General features: G+C 72.8%; 22 protein-coding genes and 1 pseudogene. 8 read left to right on the forward strand and 15 right to left on the reverse strand.

The window, feature by feature from the left end; genetic code table 11:
- The first annotated feature begins 116 nt into the window (after positions 1 to 116).
- Both ACFY23_RS16685 and ACFY23_RS16690 read left to right on the forward strand, forming a co-directional pair.
- Positions 117 to 1,385, forward strand: coding sequence for an MFS transporter (locus ACFY23_RS16685; RefSeq protein ID WP_350685372.1), 1,269 nt, complete (start codon positions 117 to 119; stop codon positions 1,383 to 1,385).
- A 408-nt stretch (positions 1,386 to 1,793) separates the two neighbouring features.
- A complete protein-coding gene (locus ACFY23_RS16690) occupies positions 1,794 to 2,108 on the forward strand; it encodes a TraR/DksA C4-type zinc finger protein (protein WP_350685374.1) in 315 nt (104 codons plus the stop codon).
- 100 nt (positions 2,109 to 2,208) lie between these two features.
- Here the strand turns inward: ACFY23_RS16690 and ACFY23_RS16695 are convergent, their stop codons facing one another.
- From ACFY23_RS16695 to ACFY23_RS16710, 4 genes and pseudogenes are all read right to left on the reverse strand, one after another.
- A complete protein-coding gene (locus tag ACFY23_RS16695; protein ID WP_350685376.1) occupies positions 2,209 to 3,144 on the reverse strand; it encodes a DUF2332 domain-containing protein in 936 nt (311 codons plus the stop codon).
- A gap of 24 nt (positions 3,145 to 3,168) precedes the next feature.
- On the reverse strand, positions 3,169 to 3,348 hold the full coding sequence (locus ACFY23_RS16700) for a hypothetical protein (protein WP_350685378.1): 180 nt from the start codon (positions 3,346 to 3,348) through the stop codon (positions 3,169 to 3,171).
- A pseudogene (locus tag ACFY23_RS16705) lies at positions 3,348 to 3,563 on the reverse strand (hypothetical protein); the annotation flags it as partial. The gene ACFY23_RS16700 and the pseudogene ACFY23_RS16705, both read right to left, overlap by 1 nt.
- Positions 3,560 to 3,739: a hypothetical protein gene (locus ACFY23_RS16710; protein WP_350685380.1), complete on the reverse strand. Its 180-nt coding sequence runs from the start codon at positions 3,737 to 3,739 to the stop codon at positions 3,560 to 3,562. The pseudogene ACFY23_RS16705 and the gene ACFY23_RS16710, both read right to left, overlap by 4 nt.
- A gap of 311 nt (positions 3,740 to 4,050) precedes the next feature.
- Between ACFY23_RS16710 and ACFY23_RS16715 the strand changes: the two genes are divergently transcribed.
- On the forward strand, positions 4,051 to 4,260 hold the full coding sequence (locus tag ACFY23_RS16715; RefSeq protein ID WP_350685381.1) for a DNA-binding protein: 210 nt from the start codon (positions 4,051 to 4,053) through the stop codon (positions 4,258 to 4,260).
- A gap of 112 nt (positions 4,261 to 4,372) precedes the next feature.
- Here ACFY23_RS16715 and ACFY23_RS16720 read toward each other — a convergent pair whose 3' ends face one another.
- The 3 genes from ACFY23_RS16720 to nrdR form a co-directional block, all read right to left on the reverse strand.
- Positions 4,373 to 4,879: an NUDIX domain-containing protein gene (locus ACFY23_RS16720; protein WP_350685383.1), complete on the reverse strand. Its 507-nt coding sequence runs from the start codon at positions 4,877 to 4,879 to the stop codon at positions 4,373 to 4,375.
- 113 nt (positions 4,880 to 4,992) lie between these two features.
- Positions 4,993 to 7,869: a vitamin B12-dependent ribonucleotide reductase gene (locus ACFY23_RS16725; RefSeq protein WP_350685384.1), complete on the reverse strand. Its 2,877-nt coding sequence runs from the start codon at positions 7,867 to 7,869 to the stop codon at positions 4,993 to 4,995.
- A gap of 66 nt (positions 7,870 to 7,935) precedes the next feature.
- Positions 7,936 to 8,436: a transcriptional regulator NrdR gene (gene nrdR, locus ACFY23_RS16730; protein WP_350685385.1), complete on the reverse strand. Its 501-nt coding sequence runs from the start codon at positions 8,434 to 8,436 to the stop codon at positions 7,936 to 7,938.
- 567 nt (positions 8,437 to 9,003) lie between these two features.
- Here nrdR and lexA point away from each other — a divergent pair.
- A complete protein-coding gene (lexA, locus tag ACFY23_RS16735; protein WP_350685387.1) occupies positions 9,004 to 9,786 on the forward strand; it encodes a transcriptional repressor LexA in 783 nt (260 codons plus the stop codon).
- Positions 9,787 to 10,004: 218 nt separating this feature from the next.
- Here the strand turns inward: lexA and ACFY23_RS16740 are convergent, their stop codons facing one another.
- Positions 10,005 to 11,714 carry a hypothetical protein gene (locus ACFY23_RS16740; protein WP_350819107.1) on the reverse strand — a complete coding sequence of 570 codons (1,710 nt, stop codon included), beginning with the start codon at positions 11,712 to 11,714 and terminating at the stop codon, positions 10,005 to 10,007.
- 54 nt (positions 11,715 to 11,768) lie between these two features.
- Complete coding sequence (gene hflX / locus ACFY23_RS16745; RefSeq protein WP_350682854.1) at positions 11,769 to 13,223, reverse strand: GTPase HflX; 1,455 nt, start codon at positions 13,221 to 13,223, stop codon at positions 11,769 to 11,771.
- 173 nt (positions 13,224 to 13,396) lie between these two features.
- Here hflX and ACFY23_RS16750 point away from each other — a divergent pair, with 173 nt between their 5' ends.
- Entirely contained in the window at positions 13,397 to 14,863 is a 1,467-nt protein-coding gene (locus ACFY23_RS16750) for an NAD-dependent malic enzyme (RefSeq protein ID WP_350682852.1), read from the forward strand.
- A gap of 181 nt (positions 14,864 to 15,044) precedes the next feature.
- Here ACFY23_RS16750 and dapF read toward each other — a convergent pair whose 3' ends face one another.
- The 3 genes from dapF to ACFY23_RS16765 are packed head-to-tail and all read right to left on the reverse strand — an operon-like array spanning position 15,045 to position 17,609.
- A complete protein-coding gene (dapF, locus tag ACFY23_RS16755) occupies positions 15,045 to 15,896 on the reverse strand; it encodes a diaminopimelate epimerase (protein ID WP_350682850.1) in 852 nt (283 codons plus the stop codon).
- A 7-nt stretch (positions 15,897 to 15,903) separates the two neighbouring features.
- Positions 15,904 to 16,854, reverse strand: coding sequence for a tRNA (adenosine(37)-N6)-dimethylallyltransferase MiaA (miaA, locus tag ACFY23_RS16760; RefSeq protein WP_387037081.1), 951 nt, complete (start codon positions 16,852 to 16,854; stop codon positions 15,904 to 15,906).
- Positions 16,839 to 17,609 (reverse strand): hypothetical protein, encoded by a 771-nt coding sequence (locus ACFY23_RS16765; RefSeq protein ID WP_350682846.1) that lies wholly within the window; start codon positions 17,607 to 17,609, stop codon positions 16,839 to 16,841. Before ACFY23_RS16765 ends, miaA begins: the two co-directional genes overlap by 16 nt.
- 150 nt (positions 17,610 to 17,759) lie before the next feature.
- On the opposite strand from ACFY23_RS16765, the gene ACFY23_RS16770 reads away from it, so the two are divergent.
- Entirely contained in the window at positions 17,760 to 18,968 is a 1,209-nt protein-coding gene (locus ACFY23_RS16770; protein ID WP_350682844.1) for a DUF349 domain-containing protein, read from the forward strand.
- A gap of 121 nt (positions 18,969 to 19,089) precedes the next feature.
- Here ACFY23_RS16770 and miaB read toward each other — a convergent pair whose 3' ends face one another.
- A complete protein-coding gene (gene miaB, locus ACFY23_RS16775; RefSeq protein ID WP_350682842.1) occupies positions 19,090 to 20,589 on the reverse strand; it encodes a tRNA (N6-isopentenyl adenosine(37)-C2)-methylthiotransferase MiaB in 1,500 nt (499 codons plus the stop codon).
- Between the two features lie 51 nt (positions 20,590 to 20,640).
- Between miaB and ACFY23_RS16780 the strand changes: the two genes are divergently transcribed.
- Positions 20,641 to 20,871: a DUF2277 family protein gene (locus tag ACFY23_RS16780; RefSeq protein WP_350682840.1), complete on the forward strand. Its 231-nt coding sequence runs from the start codon at positions 20,641 to 20,643 to the stop codon at positions 20,869 to 20,871.
- A gap of 52 nt (positions 20,872 to 20,923) precedes the next feature.
- On the opposite strand, the gene ACFY23_RS16785 is transcribed toward ACFY23_RS16780, so the two are convergent.
- Positions 20,924 to 21,403, reverse strand: a complete 480-nt coding sequence (locus ACFY23_RS16785; RefSeq protein ID WP_350682838.1) for a hypothetical protein — start codon at positions 21,401 to 21,403, stop codon at positions 20,924 to 20,926.
- Positions 21,404 to 21,628: 225 nt separating this feature from the next.
- Positions 21,629 to 22,618: a selenide, water dikinase SelD gene (gene selD / locus ACFY23_RS16790; protein WP_350682836.1), complete on the reverse strand. Its 990-nt coding sequence runs from the start codon at positions 22,616 to 22,618 to the stop codon at positions 21,629 to 21,631.
- 192 nt (positions 22,619 to 22,810) lie between these two features.
- On the opposite strand from selD, the gene ACFY23_RS16795 reads away from it, so the two are divergent.
- On the forward strand, positions 22,811 to 23,566 hold the full coding sequence (locus ACFY23_RS16795) for an amino acid ABC transporter ATP-binding protein (protein ID WP_350682834.1): 756 nt from the start codon (positions 22,811 to 22,813) through the stop codon (positions 23,564 to 23,566).
- Positions 23,567 to 23,585 lie beyond the last annotated feature (19 nt).

Raw genomic sequence — 23,585 nt, forward strand, 5'->3', positions numbered from 1 at the left:
CCGGATAACCGGTGGCGCCGGTCTGCGGGCGGCGGGCAGGCTGGCCGGGTGGATCGTCGCCGGAGCATGCCCGCGCCCGCCCCACACCTGACGGGGGAGACCGCCGGGGACCGGACGTGACGCAGCAGGCGGCGCGCACCGCCGAGGTCGACACCCCGGTGCGGTCGTCGCTGCTGCGCGACCGGAACTTCGGTCTGCTCCTGGCCGGGCAGGCGGTCAGCGAGCTGGGCACCCGGATCTCCGGGGTGGCGGTGCCGCTGCTCGCCGCCGGCACCCTCGACGCCGGCGTCTTCCAGGTCTCGCTGCTGACCACGCTCGCCTGGCTGCCGTACCTGCTCTTCTCGCTGCCCGCCGGGATCCTCGCCGACCGGGTCGACCAGCGGCGGCTGATGGTCGCCTGCGACCTGGGCCGGGCCGCGTTGCTGCTGTCGGTGCCGGTGGTCGCGCTGATCGACCGGCTCACCCTCGGTTTCCTGTACGCGGTGGTCGGGCTCTCCGGCGTGTTCACCGTGCTCTTCACCGTGGCCCACAAGAGCATGCTGCCCCGGCTGGTGCCGCCGGCCCGGCTCGTGGACGCCAACGCGAAGCTCACCGTCACCCAGGACTCCGCCGAACTCGTCGGCCCGACGGTCGGCGGGGTGCTGGTCGGGCTGGTCGGCGCCGCGAAGATCTTCGTCGTCACCGGCCTGGCCTTCGCGGTCAGCGGGGTGACCCTGCTGCTGATCCGCGACGCGCCGACGGCACCGGAGCCCCGGGCCCGGGTGCCGCTGCGGGTGCAGATGACGGAGGGGCTGGGCTTCATCCGGCGCCAACCGATCCTGCGCAGCATCCTCGCCTGCACCACCGTCTCCAACTTCTTCGTGATGGCGTCCGCCTCCATCGAGGTGGTCTTCCTGCTCCAGGAACTGCACGCCCCGCCGGCGCTAGTCGGGTTGGTCTTCTCGGTCAGCGCCGTCGGCGGCCTCGTGGTCGGCGCGCTCGCCGACCGGCTGACCGCCCGGCTCGGCTCGGCCCGGGTGATCTGGGTGGCGATGGCCGCCCCCGGCCCGCTCTACCTGCTCATGCCCCTGGCGCAGCCGGGCTGGGGCGTGCTGCTCTACGGCGTCGGCCTGGCGGCGTTCTCCGCCAACGCGGTGCTCTACAACGTCGCCACCCTGACGTACCGGCAGCGGATCACCCCGCCGGCTCTGCTGGGCCGGGTGAACGCGGCGTTCCTGTGGATCTGCTTCGGCGTGATCCCGCTCGGCGCGCTCGCCGGCGGCACGCTCGCCAGTCAGCTCGGGCTGCGGCCGGCGCTGTGGATCTGCGTCCTCGGCACGTGGAGCGCCGCGCTCTTCGTCGTCTGCTCCCCGCTGCGGCGGATGCGGGACATGCCGGCGACCTGACCGGGCCTTCGGCAACGGGGTCGTCCTGCTACGCCACCTGCGCGTCCACGCCTGACAGACGACCTGGCCGGGTGAGGCCGGTTTGCGCGCGTACGGAAGCACGTTGGTTTTCCGATCCGCCCGGCCTATGGTGGCTGCATGTGTTCGGTCGGTCAGCAGAGGAGCACCGTCGTCGTGGTGACGGCGGCGTCCGCTGCTGCCCGTCGGCGTGCCCTGTCGGTGACCGTCGCGACCCGGGTGGTGCGATCCGCGGTCGCGCCGTCGTGCGCCGGCTCGGTCGCCTCCGGACTGCCGAGCCCCGTCCCCGCCGGACGTAGCCCTCCGTGGACCGCTTGCAACTCTGCGAACGGCCATCAGGGCGAAGCTTCCCAAGCTTCGGCCCTTTTCTTTTTTCAAGGGAGCTACGCCATGACCACGCACACCCAGCCGGACCAGCAGTGGCTCGATGAGCTGCGGGCGACACTGACGACCGACTTCGAGGCGCAGACCGTCCGGCTCACGCAGCTGACGGCCGACACCGGCGACCCGGGCGAGGCGCACACCCAGAGCGCACTGATCGCCGCGACCCGGCAGAGCCTGGACCAGATCAGCGGGGCGTTGCGGCGCATCGCCGACGGTCGCTACGGCATCTGCGAGAAGTGCGAGGCGCCGATCCCCCGGGAACGCCTGGAGGTGCTGCCGCACGCCCGCTTCTGCGTGCCCTGCCAGCAGAAGCAGTACTGACGGACAGGGTCGGGGCTGCCTCGTACGGCGGAGGCAGCCCGCGGCCCGTGCGGACGTGACGGGCTGTCCTGCCGCGACCGCGCCCGGTGTCAGACGCCGGTCAGCGCCACCAGGTCATCGCCTGGCCGTGCGAGCGGGTCCAGGCGAGGGGCACGCCGTCGAGGGACAGCACGTTGTGCAGGGCCTCGTCCGGCGGCTCCGGCAGCGCGTCGTGGGGCAGCACGCCCGGCGTCTCGTTCGCGATCCAGTGGCCGGGCAGTCCGCGTACCACCTCGGTGAACGCCGCCCGGCGCGGCGCCGGCACCTGATAGAGCACGGAGGTGTGGAGCACCACCAGCGTCGCGCCGGGCGGCGCCTGCGCGGCCAGCGCGGGCAGGTCGTCCACCAGGTCGCCGCGCGCGAGCAGCGGCGGGTCGGCCGCGGCGATGGCCGCGGCGGCCCGCAGCCGGTCGCGGCGGTGCGTCTGCTCGGGCCAGATGAGGGCGTCGAGCCAGGCGACGTCCGCCGGGTCGGTCACCCGCAGCGGGTTCAGGTCCAGGCCGGCCCGCCACACCACCTCGGGTAGCCGGTCCGGCAGCGGCACTCCGGTCGCCGCGCACTCCAGAACCGGATCGCCCACCCCGAGCAGGTGGTCGCCGTAGCGGTAGGCGTACCGGTCGGGGTAGAGGCAGAGGCCGGCGGACGCGCCGACCTCCAGCAGCGCCAGCGGCTGCGGCAGCGCGACGAGCACCGGCAGCAGTACGGCGCACCGCCCAGGCTCGTTCGTCTGGACGGCCCGGGTGCGCAACTCCGCCTCGATCGCCGGCCAGTTCGTCAGCGTGAAGTCGCGGAACGCGGCCGGGTCGTCGACGGGCCCGCCGAGCAGCCGTACGACGCCGAACAGCAGGTTCGGTTGCCGCTTGGCCGGCGGGAGCGTGCCGAGCAGGGCGAGCACCTCGTCGTCCCGCGAGACGGCGAGACACAGGCGCTCGTAGGTTGGCGACACGCCCCGCGCCTCACGGGTGCCGAACTCGACGTAGCTCGCGGCGATCGTCATGTTCCGATGATCGCGGTCGACGCCTCACGGTGTCGTCCCCTGACGCGGCTTCCTGCGCCGCGAGATCTCCTCCAGGTGCTGGCGCTGGTGCTGCCGCACCATCTCGTTCCAGACCTCCTGGTCGTAGTCCGGGTCCGGCGGGATCCACTTGTGGGAGCCGTCGCTGTAGTGGAAGCGCTCGTCGCCGCGCCGGATCACGCTCACCGGACCCACCCGAGGAAGCGCCGGTGCAGCAGCCCGGCGGGCACCCAGGTCAGATCCTCGGCGGCCCAGACCAGGTAGGACCCCATGTAGAGGGCCAGCGACACCGGCGCGCCCTCGAACTCGGCGTGCAGTTCCCTGCGCCGGGTCTGACACGGCCAGGGTGCGTCGCAGCCGCCGCAGGTCCACACCGGAAGGACCGGGCCGTGGGTGGTCACCGCAGGCCGTCCAGGAAGCGCCGGGTGGCGACGCGAGCACGCCAGCGGGACGCCCAGTCCGCCTGATAGCAGGGGTACGGCGCCAGCCGCGCCCACCACCAACGGCACCCGACGCACAGGCCGTCGACACCGGGCAGATGCACCGACAGGATCCGCCCGACCTGATCCTCCGTCACCGCTGCTCCTCCCCCGGCCAGTGACCTCGACGTATCGGTGTGCGGTGGCGAGCCCGGCAGGGCAGATCCGACCCACACCGGCAGACCCGACGCCAGCGCCGCCAGGACCAGACCGGGCGGTGCCGACGGGCCAGAGTGAGCGCCACCGCCAGCAGGTAGTCGTCGTACGACACACGCATGGGCATCTGACCTTCCGGCGATCCGCCCGCCAGGCCCCTGGGCAGGTCCTCATCCACCACACACCACCCACCGGTGGGTTGTCAATCTGTAAGTGGCGATCGTAAAGGACGAGTCGCGCCTACCTTCAGGCCGTGAAGCGACCGCGCTTGTACGGGCCTGGCGAGTTGGCCGCCCTGTTCGGCGTGTCACGGCAGCGGGTTCTACAGATCACCCGCAGGCCCGGCTTTCCTGAGCCTGTCGCCCGCCTGATCGGGACGACCATCTGGGACGCGGACGAGGTGGACGAGTGGGCCCGACACAATCGCCCGCCCCGCCCGACCGAGGGTGACGACGACCGCTGACGAGACATCTCGATCACGGACGGGAGATAGCGAGTCCCGCCCGGTGCACTATGTGAGTTGCTGTCGACGAATTGTCGGCACTGCCGCTGGTTGTACCGCTGTGGTTGATGTTTCAGTGGTGCCAGGGCAGCTGGACCGGCTGTTGCGGGATGTGGCCGGTCAGGATGTCGGCTAGCAGTTGAGCGAGCCCGAACGGGTAGACGGTGTCGGTGGTCGTGGCCAATTCGTCGAGGGGCCACCACCGGTGTCCGGCGTGGTGTGTACGTTCGAGCGTCTCCATGCGCGTGATGTCGACGTCGTGGGTGTCGATGCGGTGGTAGAAGAAGTCGTCGCGGAAAACGCCACTGGCCCAGCCGAGGTCCGCATAGCCAGCGCAGTGAGCGATTGGTTCACCGAGGCGGTGCGGGTCGACCACCAGGCCGATTTCTTCGTGGAGTTCGCGGGCCGCGGCGCGCTGTAGCGGTTCGCCGTCGTTGACTCCGCCGCCAGGGGTCACCCAGCCGTGGCCGCGGTCAGGGTTCGTGGAATCGAACAGGAATCGTAAGAGCAAGATCCGTCCGGCACCGTCGAGCAGCAGAACCCGCGCGGAGCGGCGCCGATACGGTAATGGCTCTGACACGCAGCCGAGCGTACGAGATCCACCACGAGAGCCGCAGCAACGAGTGGCCCGGCCGGTGGCGTAACGAATGAGCCCCGGGCGTTCCCACGCCCGGGGCTCATCGCGGTCGTACGTCAGCTGCAGCCGCTGGTGGAGCCGCAGCCCTCGCAGACGTAGCAGCTACCGGCCGGGCGCATCTTCGTACCGCAGGTGAAGCAGAGCGGCGCGTCGGCGGCCTTGCCGATCACGGCCTCCAGCAGCTCGGTGCTGGAACCCACGGACGGCGCCGGCTTGGCGGCGGCGATGCCGGCGACCTCCTGGGCCGGCTGGGCGACCGGCCCGGTCTTCGGCTCCTCCGGCTTGGTCTCGACCGGGGCGGAGGCGGCCATCGCGGTGAGGTCCGCACCGTTCGCCTCCGCCTCCGCCTCGGCCTGGAGCTGGGCGGCCCGCTCCTTGGCGGTGAAGATGCCCAGCTCCGCGCGGCGCTCGTACGGCAGGAAGTCCAGCGCCAGGCGACGGAAGATGTAGTCCATCACCGAGGCGGCCATCCGCACGTCCGGGTCGTCGGTCATGCCGGCCGGCTCGAAGCGCATGTTGGTGAACTTGCTGACGTACGTCTCCAGCGGGACGCCGTACTGGAGACCGATGGAGATGGCCACCGAGAAGGCGTCCATCACGCCGGCCAGGGTCGAGCCCTGCTTCGACATCTTGAGGAAGACCTCGCCGAGGCCGTCGTCCGGGTACGACGACGCGGTGAGGTAGCCCTCGGCGCCGCCGACCGAGAAGGAGATCGTCTCCGACGGGCGCTTCTTCGGCAGCCGCTTGCGCACCGGGCGGTACTCGACGACCTTCTCGACGACCTTCTCCACCTCGGCGGGGGCGGCCTCGGTGGCCTTGTTGGACTTCGCCACCGAGAGCGGCTGGCCGACCTTGCAGTTGTCCCGGTAGATCGCCAGCGCCTTGAGGCCGAGCTTCCAGCCCTCGAAGTAGATCTTCTCGACGTCCTCGACGGTGGCCGACTCCGGCATGTTGACCGTCTTGGAGATGGCGCCGGAGACGAACGGCTGGATGGCCGCCATCATCCGCACGTGACCCATCGGGGCGATGGACCGCTCGCCCATCGCGCAGTCGAAGACCGGGTAGTGCTCCGGCTTGAGGCCGGGGGCGTCCACCACGTGGCCGTGGTCGGCGATGTGCTCGACGATCGCCTCGACCTGCTCCTCGGGGTAGCCGAGGCTGCGCAGGGCGCGCGGCACGGTCTGGTTGACGATCTGCATCGAGCCGCCGCCGACCAGCTTCTTGAACTTGACCAGCGCCAGGTCCGGCTCCACGCCGGTCGTGTCGCAGTCCATCATGAAGCCGATGGTGCCGGTCGGCGCGAGGACGCTCGCCTGCGAGTTGCGCCAGCCGTTCTTGTCACCGATCTTGTTGCCCTGGGTCCACTGCTTCGTGGCCTCCCGCTGGATCGCGGTGGCCACGGTGCCCGCCGGCTTGATCGCGTCGTTGGCGGCGGCGTGCTTGCGCATGACCCGCTTGTGCGGCTCGGCGTTGCGGGCGTAGCCGTCGTACGGGCCGACGACGCCGGCCAGCTCGGCGGAGCGGCGGTACGCGGTGCCGGTCATCAGCGAGGTGATCGCCGCGGCGACCGAGCGGCCCTGCTCCGAGTCGTACGGCAGGCCGGAGGCCATCAGCAGCGCGCCGAGGTTGGCGTAGCCGATGCCGAGCTGCCGGTAGGCGCGGGACGTCTCGCCGATCTTCTCGGTCGGGAAGTCGGCGAAGCAGATCGAGATGTCCATCGCGGTGATGACGAACTCGACGCTCTTGACGAACTTCTCCACCTCGAAGCCCCCGTCGGCGCGGAGGAACTTCATGAGGTTGAGCGAGGCCAGGTTGCACGAGGAGTTGTCCAGGTGCAGGTACTCCGAGCACGGGTTCGACGCGGTGATCCGCCCGGTCTCCGGGCAGGTGTGCCAGTCGTTGATGGTGTCGTCGTACTGGAGGCCGGGGTCGGCGCACTCCCAGGCGGCCTGGGAGATGGAGCGGAACAGGTTCTTGGCGTCGATGGTCTCGATCACCGCGCCGTCGAGCCGGCCGCGCAGGTCGAAGCCGCCGCCGTTCTCCACGGCGGTCATGAACTCGTCGGAGACGCGAACCGAGTTGTTGGCGTTCTGGTACTGCACGCTGACGATGTCGGCGCCGCCCAGGTCCATGTCGAACCCGGCGTCGCGCAGCGCGCGGATCTTGTCCTCCTCGCGCGCCTTGGTGGCCACGAACTCCTGGATGTCCGGGTGGTCCACGTCGAGGATGACCATCTTCGCCGCGCGCCGGGTGGCGCCGCCGGACTTGATGGTGCCGGCGGAGGCGTCCGCGCCGCGCATGAAGCTGACCGGCCCGGAGGCGTTGCCGCCGGAGGAGAGCAGCTCGCGGGAGGAGCGGATCCGGGACAGGTTGACGCCGGAGCCGGAGCCGCCCTTGAAGATCAGCCCCTCCTCCTTGTACCAGTCGAGGATGGAGTCCATCGAGTCGTCGACGGCCAGGATGAAGCAGGCGCTGACCTGCTGCGGCGAGGGCGTGCCGACGTTGAACCAGACCGGCGAGTTGAAGCTGAACACCTGGTGCAGCAGCATCCAGGTCAGCTCGTGGGCGAAGACCTCGGCGTCGGCGGGGCTGGCGAAGTAGCCGTACTCCTCACCGGCGGTGCGGTAGGTGGTGACCACCCGGTCGATCAGCTGCTTGAGCGACCACTCCCGCTCCGGGGTGCCCACCGCGCCCCGGAAGTACTTGGTGGTCACGATGTTGGCCGCGTTGACGCTCCACGACTCCGGGAACTCGACCCCGCGCTGCTCGAAGTTGATCGAGCCGTCGCGCCAGTTGGTCATCACGACGTCGCGGCGCTCCCAGGTGACCTCGTCGTAGGGGTGCACCCCCTCGGTCGTCCAGACCCGCTCGACCTTGAGCCCCGCGCCGGCCTTGCTCCGTGCCCTGCTCGTCGTCACACCATCCCCCGACATCTCATCCGCCCCCTCGTCCGCGCAACCACCCGCCGCGCGATCCGACTGTCAAAACTGCGAAAAACTTCAACTGGTACGGCCGGCGGCCTCGACCGCGTCGGCCCCGGCGCCCTCCCGGGCGCGTGCGGCGGCCCGCAGCGTCTCGATCTCCCGCTCGAAGTCGGCGAGCGAGTCGAACGACCGGTAGACGCTGGCGAACCGCATGTAGGCGACCTCGTCCAGGTCCTGCAGCGGACCCAGGATGGCCAGCCCCACCTCGTGGCTGGGAATCTCGGCGGCCCCCTTGGCCCGGACGGTCTCCTCGACCTTCTGCGCGAGCAGCGCGATCGAGTCGTCGTCCACCGGCCGGCCCTGGCACGCCTTGCGCACCCCGCCGATGATCTTCGTGCGGCTGAACGGCTCGGTGACCCCGCTGCGCTTGACGACCGCGAGGACCGCCTCCTCCACCGTGGTGAACCGCTTGCCGCACTCCGGGCAGGACCGTCGCCGGCGGATCAACTGGCCGTCGTCGGCCTCCCGCGAGTCGACCACCCGGGAGTCCGCGTGCCGGCAGTACGGACACCGCATCGGCCGGACCTCCTTCATCGATCGCGGGCACGCCGACCGCTTTCCGGGCACGCGTCAGCGCGACGGAGCCATCTGTCGATGGTCTTCGCCGTGTCGACGGTACGGGAGTGCGGTCGGTAGTCGGACCCAACCTGTAGGCGACTTACGCCCGTGTGACTACTACATCTAGGGGTCGACCGTATGCCGCCGACGATCCGCGGTCAAGTTGGCCGGCGTGTCCGGCGCGTCACCGCCATCCGGACTCGACCGGCCAGCGCCACCCGCCGCAGAACCAACCGTCCGGCGCCCGCCGGGGTTATTCGTCCGGTCGCGGCGAAACCGCCGCCGATCGGGCAGGAGTCGAACACCCGTTCGACCCGACGTACCATTTATCAGAACGTGAGTACGAGCAGGGCCGCTTTTCACCCCGACACGCCGAGGTGATGTCGTACAGACGTTTGAAAATGACCGATCCCACCTATACGGTCATGAACAACCGGGCGCGGATCGTTCCGCCACCGGTCACCACGCACCGCCGCACGCACCACGAGCCGCCAAGGCACCCAGCGCCGACCAGGGAGGACGGACGTGACCGAGGACCGGGCCATCCGGCCGAAGAGCCCGCAGCAGATCACCGAGGCGGGCCCGCCGGCCACCCGACGCCGGGGCGCCACGCGCAGCCGGGCCGGGCAGCCCGCCGTGCGCCCGGTCACCCCGGTGGTGAGCGCCTTCCCCGACCCGGCGACGGTGGATCTCACCGCCCGTCAGCGGCGGATCCTGGAGTTCATCCGCACCTGGGTGGATCGGCACGGCTACCCGCCGAGCGTGCGCGAGATCGGCGAGGCGGTCGGCCTGGTGTCGCCGTCCAGCGTCGCCTACCAGCTCAAGGAGCTGGAGAAGAAGGGCTTCCTGCGCCGCGACCCCAACCGGCCGCGCGCCGTCGACGTCCGGGCTCCCGGCGACGTCGACGACGAGCTGACCCGCTCGCAGCGCCCCGCCCCGGCGTACGTGCCGATGCTGGGCCGGATCGCGGCCGGTGGCCCGATCCTGGCCGAGCAGGCCGTGGAGGACATCTTCCCCCTCCCCCGCGAGCTGGTGGGTGAGGGCGAGGTCTTCATGCTCCAGGTCAAGGGCGACTCCATGCTCGACGCGGCGATCTGCGACGGCGACTGGGTCGTGGTCCGGCAGCAGCCGACCGCCGAGTCCGGCGACATCGTCGCCGCGATGCTCGACGGCGAGGCGACGGTCAAGACCTACCGCCGCCGGGACGGGCACGTCTGGCTGATGCCGCAGAACCCGGCCTTCGACCCGATCCCCGGCGACGACGCCACCATCATGGGCCGGGTCGTCGCGGTGCTGCGCCGCATCTGACCCCGTGGGCCTCCGGGCCGGCCGCCGACGGCGGTCCCCGGAGGCAGCCGGTCGGCCGTGGCCACGACCCGGATTCCTGGCGCATGATCCGGTGGCGCCGGGACGGCCCGTCAGGCGGCGCCGGGATGGCCCGTCAGGCGGCGCCGGGACGACGCGTGGTCCGGCGGCGCGCGCTCCGGCGACGCCGGGACGGTGCGGTGCTTGGGCGACGCCGGACGTCAGTAGCGGTCACCCCGGTAGCCACGGCCGCCACCCGGCGCCTGGCCGTAGGGGCCGCCGCGGCCGTCGTCGTAGCCCTCGCCGCGCCGGCGGACCGGCCGCTGACCACGGGGATCCTGCTCACCGCCGCGACGGGGCGGCTCGGCCCGGCCACCGCCGCCATAGACGCCGGGGCCCGGCTGGCCCCCGCCGCCGTAGACGCCACCACCGGGACGCCCGCCACCCTGACGGCCACCGCCGCCACCGCCCGCGGGGCCACCGGGGCCCGGCGGCCGGGCGCCGCCGTAGGCGCCGCCACCGCCCCCGCCGCCGGCCGATCGACCACCGCCGTAGACCCCTCCGCCGGCCGGGCGGCCGCCGCCGTAGACCCCGCCGCCGGCCGGCGCGGCCCCGCCGCGACCACCGCCCGCCGGGGCCGTCCCGCCCCGCCCGCCGCCGGGCGCGCCGCCGTAGACGCCGCCGGAGGGCGCGCCACCGTAGACACCGCCCCGCGCCCGGTCGTCCGGCGGCAGGAAGTCGTCGCCCGCCGGGCCCCGCGGATCGTCGGCGAGGTCGTCACGGTCCGGCCCGTCGCCGTCACGGCGCGAGGTGGCCGGTTTGCGCCGGGCCCGCAGGATGCCGAAGACGCCGGCGGCAACCATCAGCGCGCCGATTACGCCGACCGCGGCGATGATGTACGTGATGTCGCTCAGGCTCAGGCCGTCGAGCCACGACCGCCCGGCCGCCTTCTTCGGCTCGTCGCCCTCGCCGGCGATCGGCTTCGCGCCCTCCGTGGACGGGGTGTAGCCGAGGATGTCGACCGGCTCGTCCTCGTCGAGCTGGCCGCCGTCGGAGACGGTGAGGAAGGTCTTGCCGTCCGGGGTGTAGGCGATCGCCTCGCCGAACGGATCGGCCAGCGCCGTCACCCGGGGCTCGGCGGAGGTCAGGGCCGCCACGATGTCGCCGCCGGTCACGTCGTACTCGAAGGCGTCGGCGTAGGTGCGCACCACCACTCGGGAGCCGTCGGGGGAACGGGCGGCTCCGGTGATCGCCACCCGGCCCGGAGCGCCGAGCCGGTTGTCCGTGTCCGTCTTCGGCAGGGCGATCTCGCCGACCTGCTTCATCGGCACCGGCTCGGTGTTCCCGCTCTTCATCTTCGCGGCGGGGGTGAAGATCTGCGCCTTGCCCGACATCACCTTGGTGATGATCAGCGGGTTGCCGTCGTCGCCGATGAGCAGCGCCTCGGCGTCGTGCGGCTTGCCCTCGGGGTAGGAGAGCCGGTGCAGCACCGGCCGGCTGGATCCGCTGACCGGCATGCTCCACACCGCCACCCGATCGCGGCGGTTCCGGCTGGTGACGTTGTCGCCCGTGTCGGCGATCCAGAGCGTCTTGCCGTCCGGGGAGAGCGCGAGGTCCTCCGTGTCGAACGGCCCCTGCCCCGAATAGCGGACCGGCTCCTTCGTGACCTCGCACCTGGTGTTGAGGAAGAAGACCCGCTTGCGGCTCTCCACCTCGGTGCCGTCGTTGACCACGACGTAGCCGCTCTTGGTGGCCACCAGGCCGGACAGCTCGCGTAGCCGCTCGTCGGCCACCGTGCACCGCTTCTTGCCCGCGGCGGCCGCGAGCGGGGACGAGGCCGAGGCGGGCGCCGCCAGGGCGACCCCTGCACACGCCACGGTCGCCCCCAGCAAGCCGAGGGCGACCGTGACCGAAGAAACAGCGCGGCGCATTGCGTCAGTGTCGCATGCCTCAGGTTTCCGGCGAGTGACGCCGGGACGACGCCGTCACCGGGCTGCCGCGACCGCCTCGCTCTCCGCCACGGTCTGGAACGGCGCCAGCTCGGCGGCGAGCGCGTCGCCGACCCGGACGTGCACCAGGGTCCCCTCCGGCAGGTGGGAGGTGCTCAGCACCTCGCCCTGCCGGTGCACCCGCGCCACCAGGTCGCCCCGGTCGTACGGCAGCACCGCGCGGATCTCCACCGCCGGGCGGGGTAGCCGCTCCTCGACGGCCTCGCGGAGCCCGTCGATCCCGCGCCCGGTGTGCGCGGAGACGAAGACCGCCTCCGGCCAGAGCCGCTTCAGCCGCAGCAGCGTCTCCTCGTCGGCGGCGTCGGTCTTGTTGACCACCAGCAGCTCGGGCAGCCGGTCGGCGCCCACCTCGGCGAGCACCTCGCGGACCGCGCGGACCTGCTCCTCCGGGTCCGGGTGGGTGCCGTCGACGACGTGCACCACCAGATCCGCCTCGGCGACCTCCTCCAGCGTCGAGCGGAACGCCTCGACGATCTGGTGCGGCAGGTGCCGGACGAACCCGACCGTGTCGGAGAGGGTGTAGAGCCGCCCGTCGGAGGTGGTGGCCTTGCGGGTGGTCGGGTCGAGGGTGGCGAAGAGCGCGTTCTCGACCAGCACACCCGCGCCGGTCAGCCGGTTGAGCAGGCTGGACTTGCCGGCGTTGGTGTAGCCGGCGATGGCGACGGCGGGAACGGCGTTGCGGGAACGCCGGGCGCGCTTGGTCTGGCGTACGGTCCGCATGGCCTTGATCTCCCGGCGCAGCCGGGCGATGCGGTGGCGGATCCGACGCCGGTCGGTCTCCAGCTTGGTCTCACCGGGACCGCGCAGGCCCACGCCGCCGCCGGCGCCCCCGCCGCGACCGCTACCACCGGTCTGCCGGGAGAGCGTCTCACCCCAACCGCGCAGGCGGGGCAGCAGGTATTCGAGCTGGGCCAGCTCGACCTGCGCCTTGCCCTCCTTGCTCTTGGCGTGCTGGGCGAAGATGTCGAGGATCAGCGCGGTGCGGTCCACCACCTTGACCTTGGTGCGCTGCTCCAGGTTGCGCAGCTGCGACGGCGACAGCTCACCGTCGCAGATCACCGTGTCGGCGCCGCTGGAGAGCACGACCGAGCCGAGGTCGTCGACCTTGCCCCGGCCGATGTAGGTGGCCGGGTCGGGGCGGTTGCGCCGCTGGATCAGCCCCTCGAGCACCTGCGAGCCGGCGGTCTCCGCCAGCGCGGCCAGCTCGGTGAGGCTGTTCTCGGCGTCGCTCTGGGTGCCCTCGGTCCAGACGCCCACCAGGACCACGCGCTCCAGGCGCAGCTGGCGGTATTCGACCTCGGTGATGTCGGCGAGTTCGGTGGAGAGGCCAGGGACCCGCCGCAGTGCCTGCCGCTCTGAGAGCTCGAACTCGCCGGTGGTGGCGTCGAGCTCGTCGTCGGTGTAGGGGAGGTAGGTCTCCTGGTTGGTCAAGCCGGTCTCCTGTCCGTTCTGTCACGTACCGAGCAATCCTGACATGTGTCAACGCCGGACGCACCTGCTATATGCCCGCGTGAAATGCCACAAAAGTGGGGGCGGCCGGTGGGTCGGCCCGGGTGAGCGAGTAGAAATGCGGTGCGAGCCGCTCAGCGTCGACGGAGGAATTAGTGGCCATCACCCGACTTCCGAGTGCCGGATTCTCGATCACCATTCGGATCGCCGTACCCGCGGACGCGTCCTCGATCGGCCGGCTCACCACCTCCGTCGGCGAGGCCGGTGCGATCGTCACCGCCCTCGACGTGGTCGACTCCGACCCGACGCACGTGATCGTCGACCTGACCTGCGACACCGCCGACGCCGCCCACGCCGACCAGGTGGTCGACGCGCTGACCGCGCTCGACGGCGTGGACGTGCGCAAGGTCTCCGACCGGACGTTCCTGCTGCACCTCGGCGGCAAGATCGAGGTCAGCTCGAAGGTGGCGCTGCGCACCCGCGACGAGCTGTCCCGCGCGTACACCCCGGGGGTGGCACGGGTCTGCCAGGCGATCGCGGAGAACCCGGCGGACGCCCGGCGGCTCACCATCAAGCGCAACACCGTGGCCGTGGTCAGCGACGGCTCGGCGGTGCTGGGCCTGGGCAACCTCGGGCCGGCGGCGTCGCTGCCGGTGATGGAGGGCAAGGCGGCGCTGTTCAAGCGCTTCGGCGGGGTGGACGCCTGGCCGGTGGTCCTGGACACCCAGGACACCGACGAGATCGTGCAGATCGTCAAGGCCATCGCGCCCGCGTACGGCGGGATCAACCTGGAGGACATCGCCGCGCCGCGCTGCTTCGAGATCGAGGCCCGGCTGCGCGAGGCGCTGGACATCCCGGTCTTCCACGACGACCAGCACGGCACCGCCATCTGCGTGCTGGCCGCGCTGACCAACGCGCTGCGCGTCGTGGGCAAGCAGCTCTCGGACGTCCGGGTCGTGGTCTCCGGGGCCGGCGCGGCCGGCACCGCGATCATGAAGCTGCTGCTGCGCCAGGGCGTGGGCGACATCATCGCGTACGACCGGCAGGGCGCCCTGCACCGCGGCCTGACCGGGCTCAACCCGGCCTGGCAGTGGCTGGCCGACCACACCAACAAGGACAACTACGCCGGCGACCTGCCCGGGGCGGTGCGCGACGCCGACGTCTTCATCGGCGTCAGCGCGCCGAACCTGCTCACCGGCGACGACATCGCCACGATGGCCAAGGACGCGATCGTCTTCGCGTTGGCGAACCCGGACCCGGAGGTCGACCCGCGCGAGGCGCGCAAGCACGCCGCCGTGGTCGCCACCGGCCGTTCCGACCAGCCGAACCAGATCAACAACGTGCTCGCCTTCCCGGGTGTCTTCCGCGGCATGCTGGACGCGCACGCCGAGGAGTTCACCGAGGAGATGGCGATCGCCGCCGCCCGGGCCATCGCGGACGTGGTCGGCGAGGACAAGATCAACCCGACGGTGATCGTGCCCAGCGTCTTCGACTCCCGGGTCGCCCCGGCGGTCGCGGCGGCGGTCCGCGCCGCCGCCCAGAACCCGGCCCCGGCGCCGGCCGGGGACTCCGGCCCGGCCGACCTCCCCGAGATCGCCGCCGAGGCCAGCGCCACCCCCTGACCCACTCCCCGCGCCCCGCCCCGCCCCGCCCCGCGCCCCGCCGCCGCCACCGGCGATCTTGCACTTTCTGCCCCGGCATTCGGGACATAACCGGCAGAACACGGGCCGGAAGTGCAAGATCGCGCGCGGGGGGCGTGCGGGCGTGGGGGGCGGGTGGGGGTGGGGCAGGGGGAGGGTGTGGTCAGGCGGGGGTGGTGAGGGCGGTGGGGTCGACCTCGCCGGCCGCGACCAGGACGGCGGGGCCGGCCAGCCAGCAGGAGTCCTGGGTGACCGTGACCGTCAGGCGGCCGCCGGGGACGTCCACGGCGACCACGCCGGTGTCCCGGTCGGCGTCGCGGAGGGCCACGGCGGCCACCGCGCACGCGCCCGTGCCGCAGGAGAGCGTCTCGGCGGACCCGCGCTCGTACACCCGCATCAGCACGTGCACGTCGGCGCCGTCGACCGGCTCGCCCGGCGCGGTGAACTCGACGTTCACCCCGGCCGGGAAGGCAGCCGGGTCGAACTCCGGCGCGCGGGTGAGGTCCAGGCCGGTCAGGTCCATCCCCGCCGGGAGCGCGCAGACCAGATGCGGGTTGCCGACGTCCACCGCCGCGCCCGGCAGGGTCAACCCGCCCAGGGTGGCGGTCGAGGCGTCGTACACCCGGGGGCGGCGCATCTCGACGGCGACGGCGTCCCCCTCGACGCGCGCGCGCACGAGGCCGGCCCGGGTGGCCACCGGCAGCGCCGCGCCGACCGGCGTGGCCAGCCCGGACGCCAGCAGGTAGCGGACGAAGACGCGGGCGCCGTTGCCGCACATCTCGGCGAACGAGCCGTCGGAGTTCCAGTAGTCCATGAACCACTCGGCCTCGCCGGCCAGGGCGGCGCCCTCGGGGTGTTTCGCCGCCCGCACCACCCGCAGCACGCCGTCGCCGCCCAGGCCGCGCCGCCGGTCGCAGATCGCGGCGACCAGGCCGGGCGTCAGGTCGAGCGCCCCGTCCGGGTCGGGCAGGATGACGAAGTCGTTGCCGGTGCCGTGGCCCTTGGTGAACTCCACGCCCCCATCATCTCGCAGCGGCCGGCAGCAGGCGCAGGGCGGCCGGGATCAGGTCCGACGCGGCCGAGTCGAGCCAGTGGATCCGCGGGTCGCGCCGGAACCAGGAGCGTTGCCGGCGGACGAAGCGCCGGGTGGCCCGGACCGTCTCGTCGTGCGCCTCGCCCTCGGTGATCTCGCCGGCCAGGAAGCGCAGCACCTGCTGGTACCCGAGTGCCCGGCTGGCCGTCCGCCCCTGCGGCAGGCCGCGGCCGACCAGCTCGCGGGTCTCGGCGACCAGGCCGTCGGCCCACATCCGGTCCACCCGCAGCGCGATCCGCTCGTCCAGCAGCGCCGTGTCCAGGTCCACCCCGAGCTGCACCGACGGGTAGTACGGCGTCGGGGCGGGCAGCGACGCGGTGAACGGCGCCCCGGTCAGCTCGATCACCTCCAGCGCGCGGACGATCCGCCGGCCGTTGGTGGGCAGGATCCCCGCCGCGGCGGCCGGGTCGGCCTCGCGCAGCCGGGCGTACAGGGGGGCGGGGCCGGTCTCGGCCAGCTCCCGTTCGAGCCGCTCGCGGGCCGCCGGGTCGGTGCCGGGGAACTCGAACCGCTCCAGCACCGCCCGCACGTAGAGCCCCGAGCCGCCGACCAGCAGCGGCACCCGGCCCCGGGCCAGGATGTCGTCGACCGCCGCGCGGGCCAGCCGCTGGTATTCCGCCACGCTCGCCGGCTCGGTGACGTCCCAGATGTCCAGCAGGTGGTGCGGCACCTCCTCGCGCTCGGCCGGGGTGAGCTTCGCCGTGCCGATGTCCATGCCCCGGTAGAGCTGCATCGAGTCGGCGTTGACCACCTCGCCGTCGAGGGCGTGCGCGAGCGCGATGCTCAGCGCCGACTTCCCGGCCGCGGTGGGCCCGACCACCGCGACCACCGTCCCGGCCGGCGGGCGGCCGCCGGTCGGCGCGCTCACGCCGGCTCCCAGGTGGCCACGAAGTAGGCCACGCCGTAGGGCGCGGCGTCGTGGGTCAGCTCGCCGCGCCAGCGTCCGCCCGCCGCGTCCGCCGCGCCGGCGAGCACCTGCCAGGCCGCCCGGCCGGCGACCTTCAGCTCGGCCGACAGCACCGGGTCCAGGCCGCGCAGGGCGTCGGCGTCCGCGTCGGCCAGGGCCCGGGCGACCCCGTCGTCGTACGCCTGCGCGCGCGGGTCGTCGTAGCCGGGCGCCTTCTCGCCCCGGCAGGCGGACCCGTCCCCCATCACCAGCAGCGCGACCCGACCCTCGGCGCGGCCCACCAGCTCCGCCCCGAGCGTGGCGCACTCGCCGGGGGTGGCGTCGGCGGCGACCGACTGGGCGAATCGGGGCAGGTCGGTGCCCGTCCTGCCGACCAGCCACGCGCCGACGGTCAGGCTCAGCGGCAGCCGCTCCCCGCCGGCGCAGTTGGTCTTCCACAGTCGGACGTGCCGGTCGACGCCGTAGGCGCGCAGGGAGCCGTAGTCGGCGGCCTGGAAGGGGACGGTCTCGGGCCCGCCGCCGACGAGCACGATCTGGTCGGGCGCGGCGGCGAGCAGCCGGCCGACGGCCGCGTCGCAGGCCGCGCGGAGTTCGTCCAGCTCAGCGGCGGCGGCACCGGCCACCTCGGGCACGAGCAGGGGCGGATGCGGGCAGACGGCGGCGGCGACCAGGGGCACCCGTTCACCGTAGCGGGACCCCCCGGTGCGTCCCCGCGCCGATCCGGTCATTCGGTGGCTAGGACACCGTATGGTCACGGTCGGCGATAGGCGCTCGACGCGGACGGGGGCGGACCTGTGACAATGCCGGGAGTAACTTTGCTGCGCCGTGGCGGCGATCGTGGGACCGGTCCCCGACGCCGGGAGAACGAGGATGGGCACATGAGCGACTGGACTGCCTTCGGACGGGTGGACGCGGACGGCACCGTGTACGTCAAGACCGCCGACGGCGAGCGGGTGGTCGGATCCTGGCAGGCGGGAGCGCCCGAGGAGGGGCTTGCCCACTTCGCCCGCCGCTTCGACGACCTGGTGACCGAGGTCAACCTGACGGAGGCGCGGCTCAACTCGGGTGCGGCGGACGCCGGCCACTCGCTGACCACGATCCGCCGGATCCGCGCCTCGCTCGCCGAGGCGCACGTCGTCGGCGACATCGACGCGCTGGCCGCGCGGCTGGACCGGCTCGCCGCCGTCGCCGAGGAGAAGGCCGGCGAGGCCAAGGCCGCCCGGGACGCCGCCCGGGGCGAGGCGCTCGCCCGCAAGCAGGCGCTGGTCGAGGAGGCGGAGAAGCTGGCCGCCGAGTCGACCGGCTGGAAGACCGCGGGCGACCGGCTGAAGGAGATCCTCGAGGAGTGGAAGACCATCCGCGGGGTCGACAAGAAGACCGACGGTGAGCTGTGGAAGCGGTTCGCCGCGGCCCGGGACGGCTTCACCCGCCGCCGGGGCGCCCACTTCGCCTCGCTGGACTCGCAGCGCAAGCAGGCGCAGTCGGCCAAGGAGGAGCTGGTCGCCGAGGCCGAGAAGCTGAAGGACTCCACGGACTGGGCGGCGACCGCCAACCAGCTCAAGGACCTGATGAACCAGTGGAAGGCCGCCCCGCGCGCCTCCAAGGAGGCGGAGCAGCGGCTCTGGGAGAGGTTCCGGGCCGCGCAGGACGAGTTCTTCACCCGGCGCAGCGAGGTCTTCTCGGCCCGCGACAACGAGCAGCGGGCCAACCTGGAGCGCAAGCAGGCGCTGCTCGCCGAGGCCGAGGCGCTGGACGTCGACGGCGACCCGAAGGGCGCGCAGGCCAAGCTGCGGGAGATCCAGGCGCAGTGGCACGAGGCCGGCCGGGTGCCCCGCGAGGCGGCGGCCGGGCTGGAGCGCCGGCTGCGGGCGGTCGACGACAAGGTCCGCGAGGTGATGGACTCCGCGTGGCGGCGCACCACCAAGGAGGACAACCCGCTGCTGGCCCAGATGCGGACGCAGGTCGCCGAGGCCGAGGAGCGGCTGGCCCGGGCCCAGGCGGCCGGGGACGCGCGGCGGATCAAGGAGGCCGAGCAGGCGCTCGCCTCGAAGCGGCAGTTCCTCCAGCTCGCCGAGCAGGCCGGCTGAGCTGAGCCATGCCGGAGGCCCCCGGTCCGCGCGGACCGGGGGCTTCCGCGTGTCCGGGCCCCCGTCCCGAGGGCGCGTCCGGGCCGCCGCCCCGACGGCGGGACCGGCCCGCCGTCGCGGGTCAGTGCGCGGCGCAGCCCGTCGTCGGCGCGGGCGTCGCGGCCGGCGCGCCGATCGTGGGCAGCCCGAGCAGCACCCCGGGGGTACGCGGGGCGCGCCCCGCCTCGGCCGCGTCGCCGGCCCGGGTGCGCCGGTGCGACAGCGGCTCGCCGTCGGCGTTGAGGTGGTGCGGAGCCGCGTACGTCACGGTGGTGTGCACGATGTCGCCGGGGCGGATCTGCCCGGCGAGGGAACCCGCGTCGAAGTGGACGAGGCGGCCGTCGCGGGCGCGGCCGGACATCCGGCCGGTGCGCTCGTCCTTGCGCCCCTCGCCGACGGCGACCAGCACCTCGACGGTCTCCCCCACGAGCCGCTTGTTCTCCGCCCAGGTGATCTCCTCCACGCAGGCGATCAGCCGCTCGTAGCGCTCCTGGACGACCTGCTTGGGGAGCTGGCCCTCCATCGTGGCGGCGGGGGTGCCGGGGCGCTTGGAGTACTGGAAGGTGAACGCGGAGGAGAACCGGGCCTCGCGCACCACGTCGAGGGTGCGCTCGAAGTCGGCGTCGGTCTCGCCGGGGAAGCCGACGATGATGTCCGTGGTGATCGCCGCGTCCGGCATCGCCGCCCGGACCTTCTCGATGATGCCCAGGTAGCGCTCGGCCCGGTACGAGCGGCGCATGGCGCGCAGCACGTCGTCGGAGCCGGACTGCAGCGGCATGTGCAGCGAGTGGCAGACGTTCGGCGTCTCGGCCATCGCAGCGATCACGTCGTCGGTGAAGTCCTTCGGGTGCGGGCTGGTGAACCGGACCCGCTCCAGGCCGTCCACGTCGCCGCAGGCGCGCAGCAGCTTGCCGAAGGCGAGCCGGTCGCCGAACTCCACGCCGTAGGAGTTGACGTTCTGCCCGAGCAGCGTCACCTCCAGCACGCCCTCGTCGACCAGGGCGCGCACCTCGGAGAGGATGTCGCCGGGGCGGCGGTCCTTCTCCTTGCCGCGCAGGGAGGGCACGATGCAGAACGTGCAGGTGTTGTTGCAGCCGACGGAGATCGACACCCAGCCGGCGTACGTGGACTCGCGCCGGGTGGGCAGCGTCGAGGGGAAGACGTCGAGGGACTCGAGGATCTCCACCTCGGCGGCGGCGTTGTGCCGGGCCCGCTCCAGCAGCACCGGCAGCGACCCGATGTTGTGCGTGCCGAAGACCACGTCCACCCAGGGCGCCTTGCGGACGATCTCGCCCCGGTCCTTCTGCGCGAGGCAGCCGCCGACGGCGATCTGCATCCCCGGGTGCCTGTCCTTCACGGGGCGCAGGTGACCGAGGTTGCCGTAGAGCCGGTTGTCGGCGTTCTCCCGGACCGCGCAGGTGTTGAACACCACCACGTCCGGGTTGTCGTCGGCCTCGGCGGCGCGCACGTAGCCCGCCTGCTCCAGCAGCCCGGAGATGCGCTCGGAGTCGTGCACGTTCATCTGGCAGCCGTACGTGCGCACCTGGTAGGTGCGCGGGCTGCTCGCCGCTGCGGTAGTCATGACCCGGACAGCGTATCCGGGCGACAATCCCGAACCGAACGAGGAGGAGCCGTGTGCCGGAGCATCAAGACCCTTCGTGAGCCGTACGTCGCCGAGGTGAGCCCGGCCGACGTCGAGGCCGCCGCCCTGCAGTACGTCCGGAAGATCTCGGGCTTCCGCAAGCCCGCCGCGCACAACGCCGCGGCCTTCGACGCGGCGGTGGCCGCGGTCGCCGCGGCCACCGCGACCCTGCTGAGCGAGTTGGAGGTACGCGGCAGCCGCTCCGCCGGCCCGGCCCGCTGACCTCGCCGCCCGCCGGCACGGGGAGTCGTCCCGCGTGCCGGCGCGGCCGGCGTCAGGCGGCGGCGAGCGCGGGCAGCACCGAGTCGGGGGCCCAGCGCGAGCGGTGGCACTGCGACCAGCCGCGACAGCGCGGGTCGGCCTCGGTGCAGAGCCGCTGGTTGCTGAGCACCTCGCCGTCGTCGGTGTCGCGGACGTCGAAGTGCACCGGCCGGATCGTGCCGTCGGGGGCCACGAGCAGGTGCCGGCCGGCGTCGAGGGTGTCGTCGCGCAGCAGGCAGTTACGGTCCAGCAGCCGCGCCAGCGCGGCGATGCTGGCGTGCTCGGGGAGCCCGTCGGGCACCCCGTAGCAGTCCACGATCGTGGCGAACTCCCCCGGCGCCTGCCAGACGTCGCAGATCACCGCGTACGTCGGCAGCCGGGCCGGGTCGGCCGCCGCCAGGGGCATCACCACCCGGCCGAGCGCCTCGGCCAGTGCCGGGTAGACCTCCACCGGCCGCACCTGGTCGATTCTCCAGTTCCACAGCTCGGTCATGCCGCCTCCTCGCTGTGCTCGTCCCACCGGCCTCCGGATCGGGCCTTACTGACGATGGTGGGGGGCATATGACCTCAGCCGGGGGCAAGTTACCGGTCTGTGACCATTCCGGGCAAAATTTCCTCGAGCGGCATCGCGCCGAGTAGCGGAAAGGTGACAGTTTATCGGGTACGGTGGCCCGCTCGGGACTCCCCCACTCCGGACGCGCGCCCGCTTCCGGGACGGTCAGCGCACGACGACCCGGTGCTCGCCGGGGGGCAGCAGCTCACCGACCACGGGGGCGCCCGGCAGCTCGCCGGCGACCAGCAGGCCGCCCGACGTCTGCGCGTCGGCCAGCAGCAGCCGCTCGTCCTCGGCGACCCCACCGAAGTCCGTCCACCCGTCGACCCACTCCAGGTTGCGGCGGCTGCCGCCGCTGACGTACCCGTCGCGCACCGCCTCGCGGGCACCGGCCAGGTAGGGCACCCGGGCCGCGTCGATCGCCACCGTCAGCCGGCTCGCCCGGGCCAGCTTGGCGGCGTGCCCGAGCAGCCCGAAACCGGTCACGTCGGTGCCGCAGCGCACACCGGCCGCCACCGCGGCCCGCGCGGCGTCCCGGTTGAGGGTGGTCATGGCGGCGACCGCCTCGGGGAAGCTCTCGCCGGTGGCCTTGTGCCGGGTGTTGAGCACCCCGACGCCCAGCGGCTTGGTCAGCGACAGCGGCAGCCCCGCCCGGCCCGCGTCCAGGGTGATCAGCTCCTCGGGCCGGACCATCCCGTTGACGGCCAGCCCGTACTTGGGGCCCTCGTCGTCGACGCTGTGCCCGCCGGCGAGGTGGCAGCCGGCGTCGCGGGCCACGTCCTGCCCGCCGCGCAGCACCTCCCGGGCCAGCTCCAGCGGCAGCACGTCGCGCGGCCAGCAGAGCAGGTTGAGCGCCACGAGCGGGGTGCCGCCCATCGCGTACACGTCGGAGAGCGCGTTGGCGGCGGCGATCCGCCCCCAGTCGTACGCGTCGTCGACGACCGGGGTGAAGAAGTCGGCGGTGGTGACCAGGCCGGTCCGTTCGTCGAGCCGGACCACCGCGGCGTCGTCGCCGTGGTCCAGGCCGACGAGCAGGTCCGCGGTGCCGGTGGCCGGGCCGAGGCCGGCGACCATCGCCTCCAGTTCGCCGGGCGGGATCTTGCAGGCACAACCGCCGCCGCGGGCGTACCGGGTCAGCCGTACCGGGTCCGTCATGCCCCGTATGATCTTTTACACAGCTCCGCGCCGCCACCGGGTGGGTCGGTTTCGGGGTCAAAATCCGACTCCCGGCCCCGAGCGGCAAGGGTGTTACCGCTCCGTGACCAACTGACTTGCGTTCCGCCACATCCCCCCGCCTAAAGTTGCCGCACCGGGGGTCAACGGACCCCGTGCGCGACGACAGGGACGGTGGACGACGTGGCGACGGGCGAACCGCTCATCGTGCTGGAATCGGTCAACAAGTGGTTCGGGCCGCTGCACGTGCTGGACGACGTCTCGCTGTCGGTCGGGCGCGGCGAGGTGGTCGTGGTGATCGGGCCGTCGGGCTCCGGCAAGTCGACGCTCTGCCGCACCATCAACCGACTTGAGCCGATCACTTCCGGCACCATCACCTTCGACGGGCAGCCGCTGCCGGCCGAGGGCAAGGCGCTGGCGAAGCTGCGCAGCGAGGTCGGCATGGTGTTCCAGTCGTTCAACCTCTTCGCGCACAAGACGATCCTCGAGAACGTCACCCTCGGGCCGGTCAAGGTCCGCAAGGAGAAGCCGGCGGCGGCCCGCGAGCGCGGCCTGGCCCTGCTGGACCGGGTCGGCATCGCCAACCAGGCCGACAAGTTCCCCGCCCAGCTCTCCGGCGGCCAGCAGCAGCGCGTCGCGATCGCGCGGGCGCTCGCCATGCAGCCCAAGGCGATGCTCTTCGACGAGCCGACCAGCGCGCTCGACCCCGAGATGGTCGGCGAGGTGCTGGACGTGATGACGTCGCTGGCCCGCGACGGCATGACGATGGTCGTGGTCACCCACGAGATGGGCTTCGCCCGGCACGCGGCGAACCGCGTCATCTTCATGGCCGACGGGCAGCTGGTCGAGGACGCGCCGCCCGCCGAGTTCTTCGCCAACCCGCGCAGCGAGCGGGCCAAGGACTTCCTCTCCAAGATCCTCACGCACTAGGCGTCCGTACCTGGAGCGC

The organism is Micromonospora sp. NPDC000121, from assembly GCF_042899165.1.
GTDB lineage: Bacteria > Actinomycetota > Actinomycetes > Mycobacteriales > Micromonosporaceae > Micromonospora.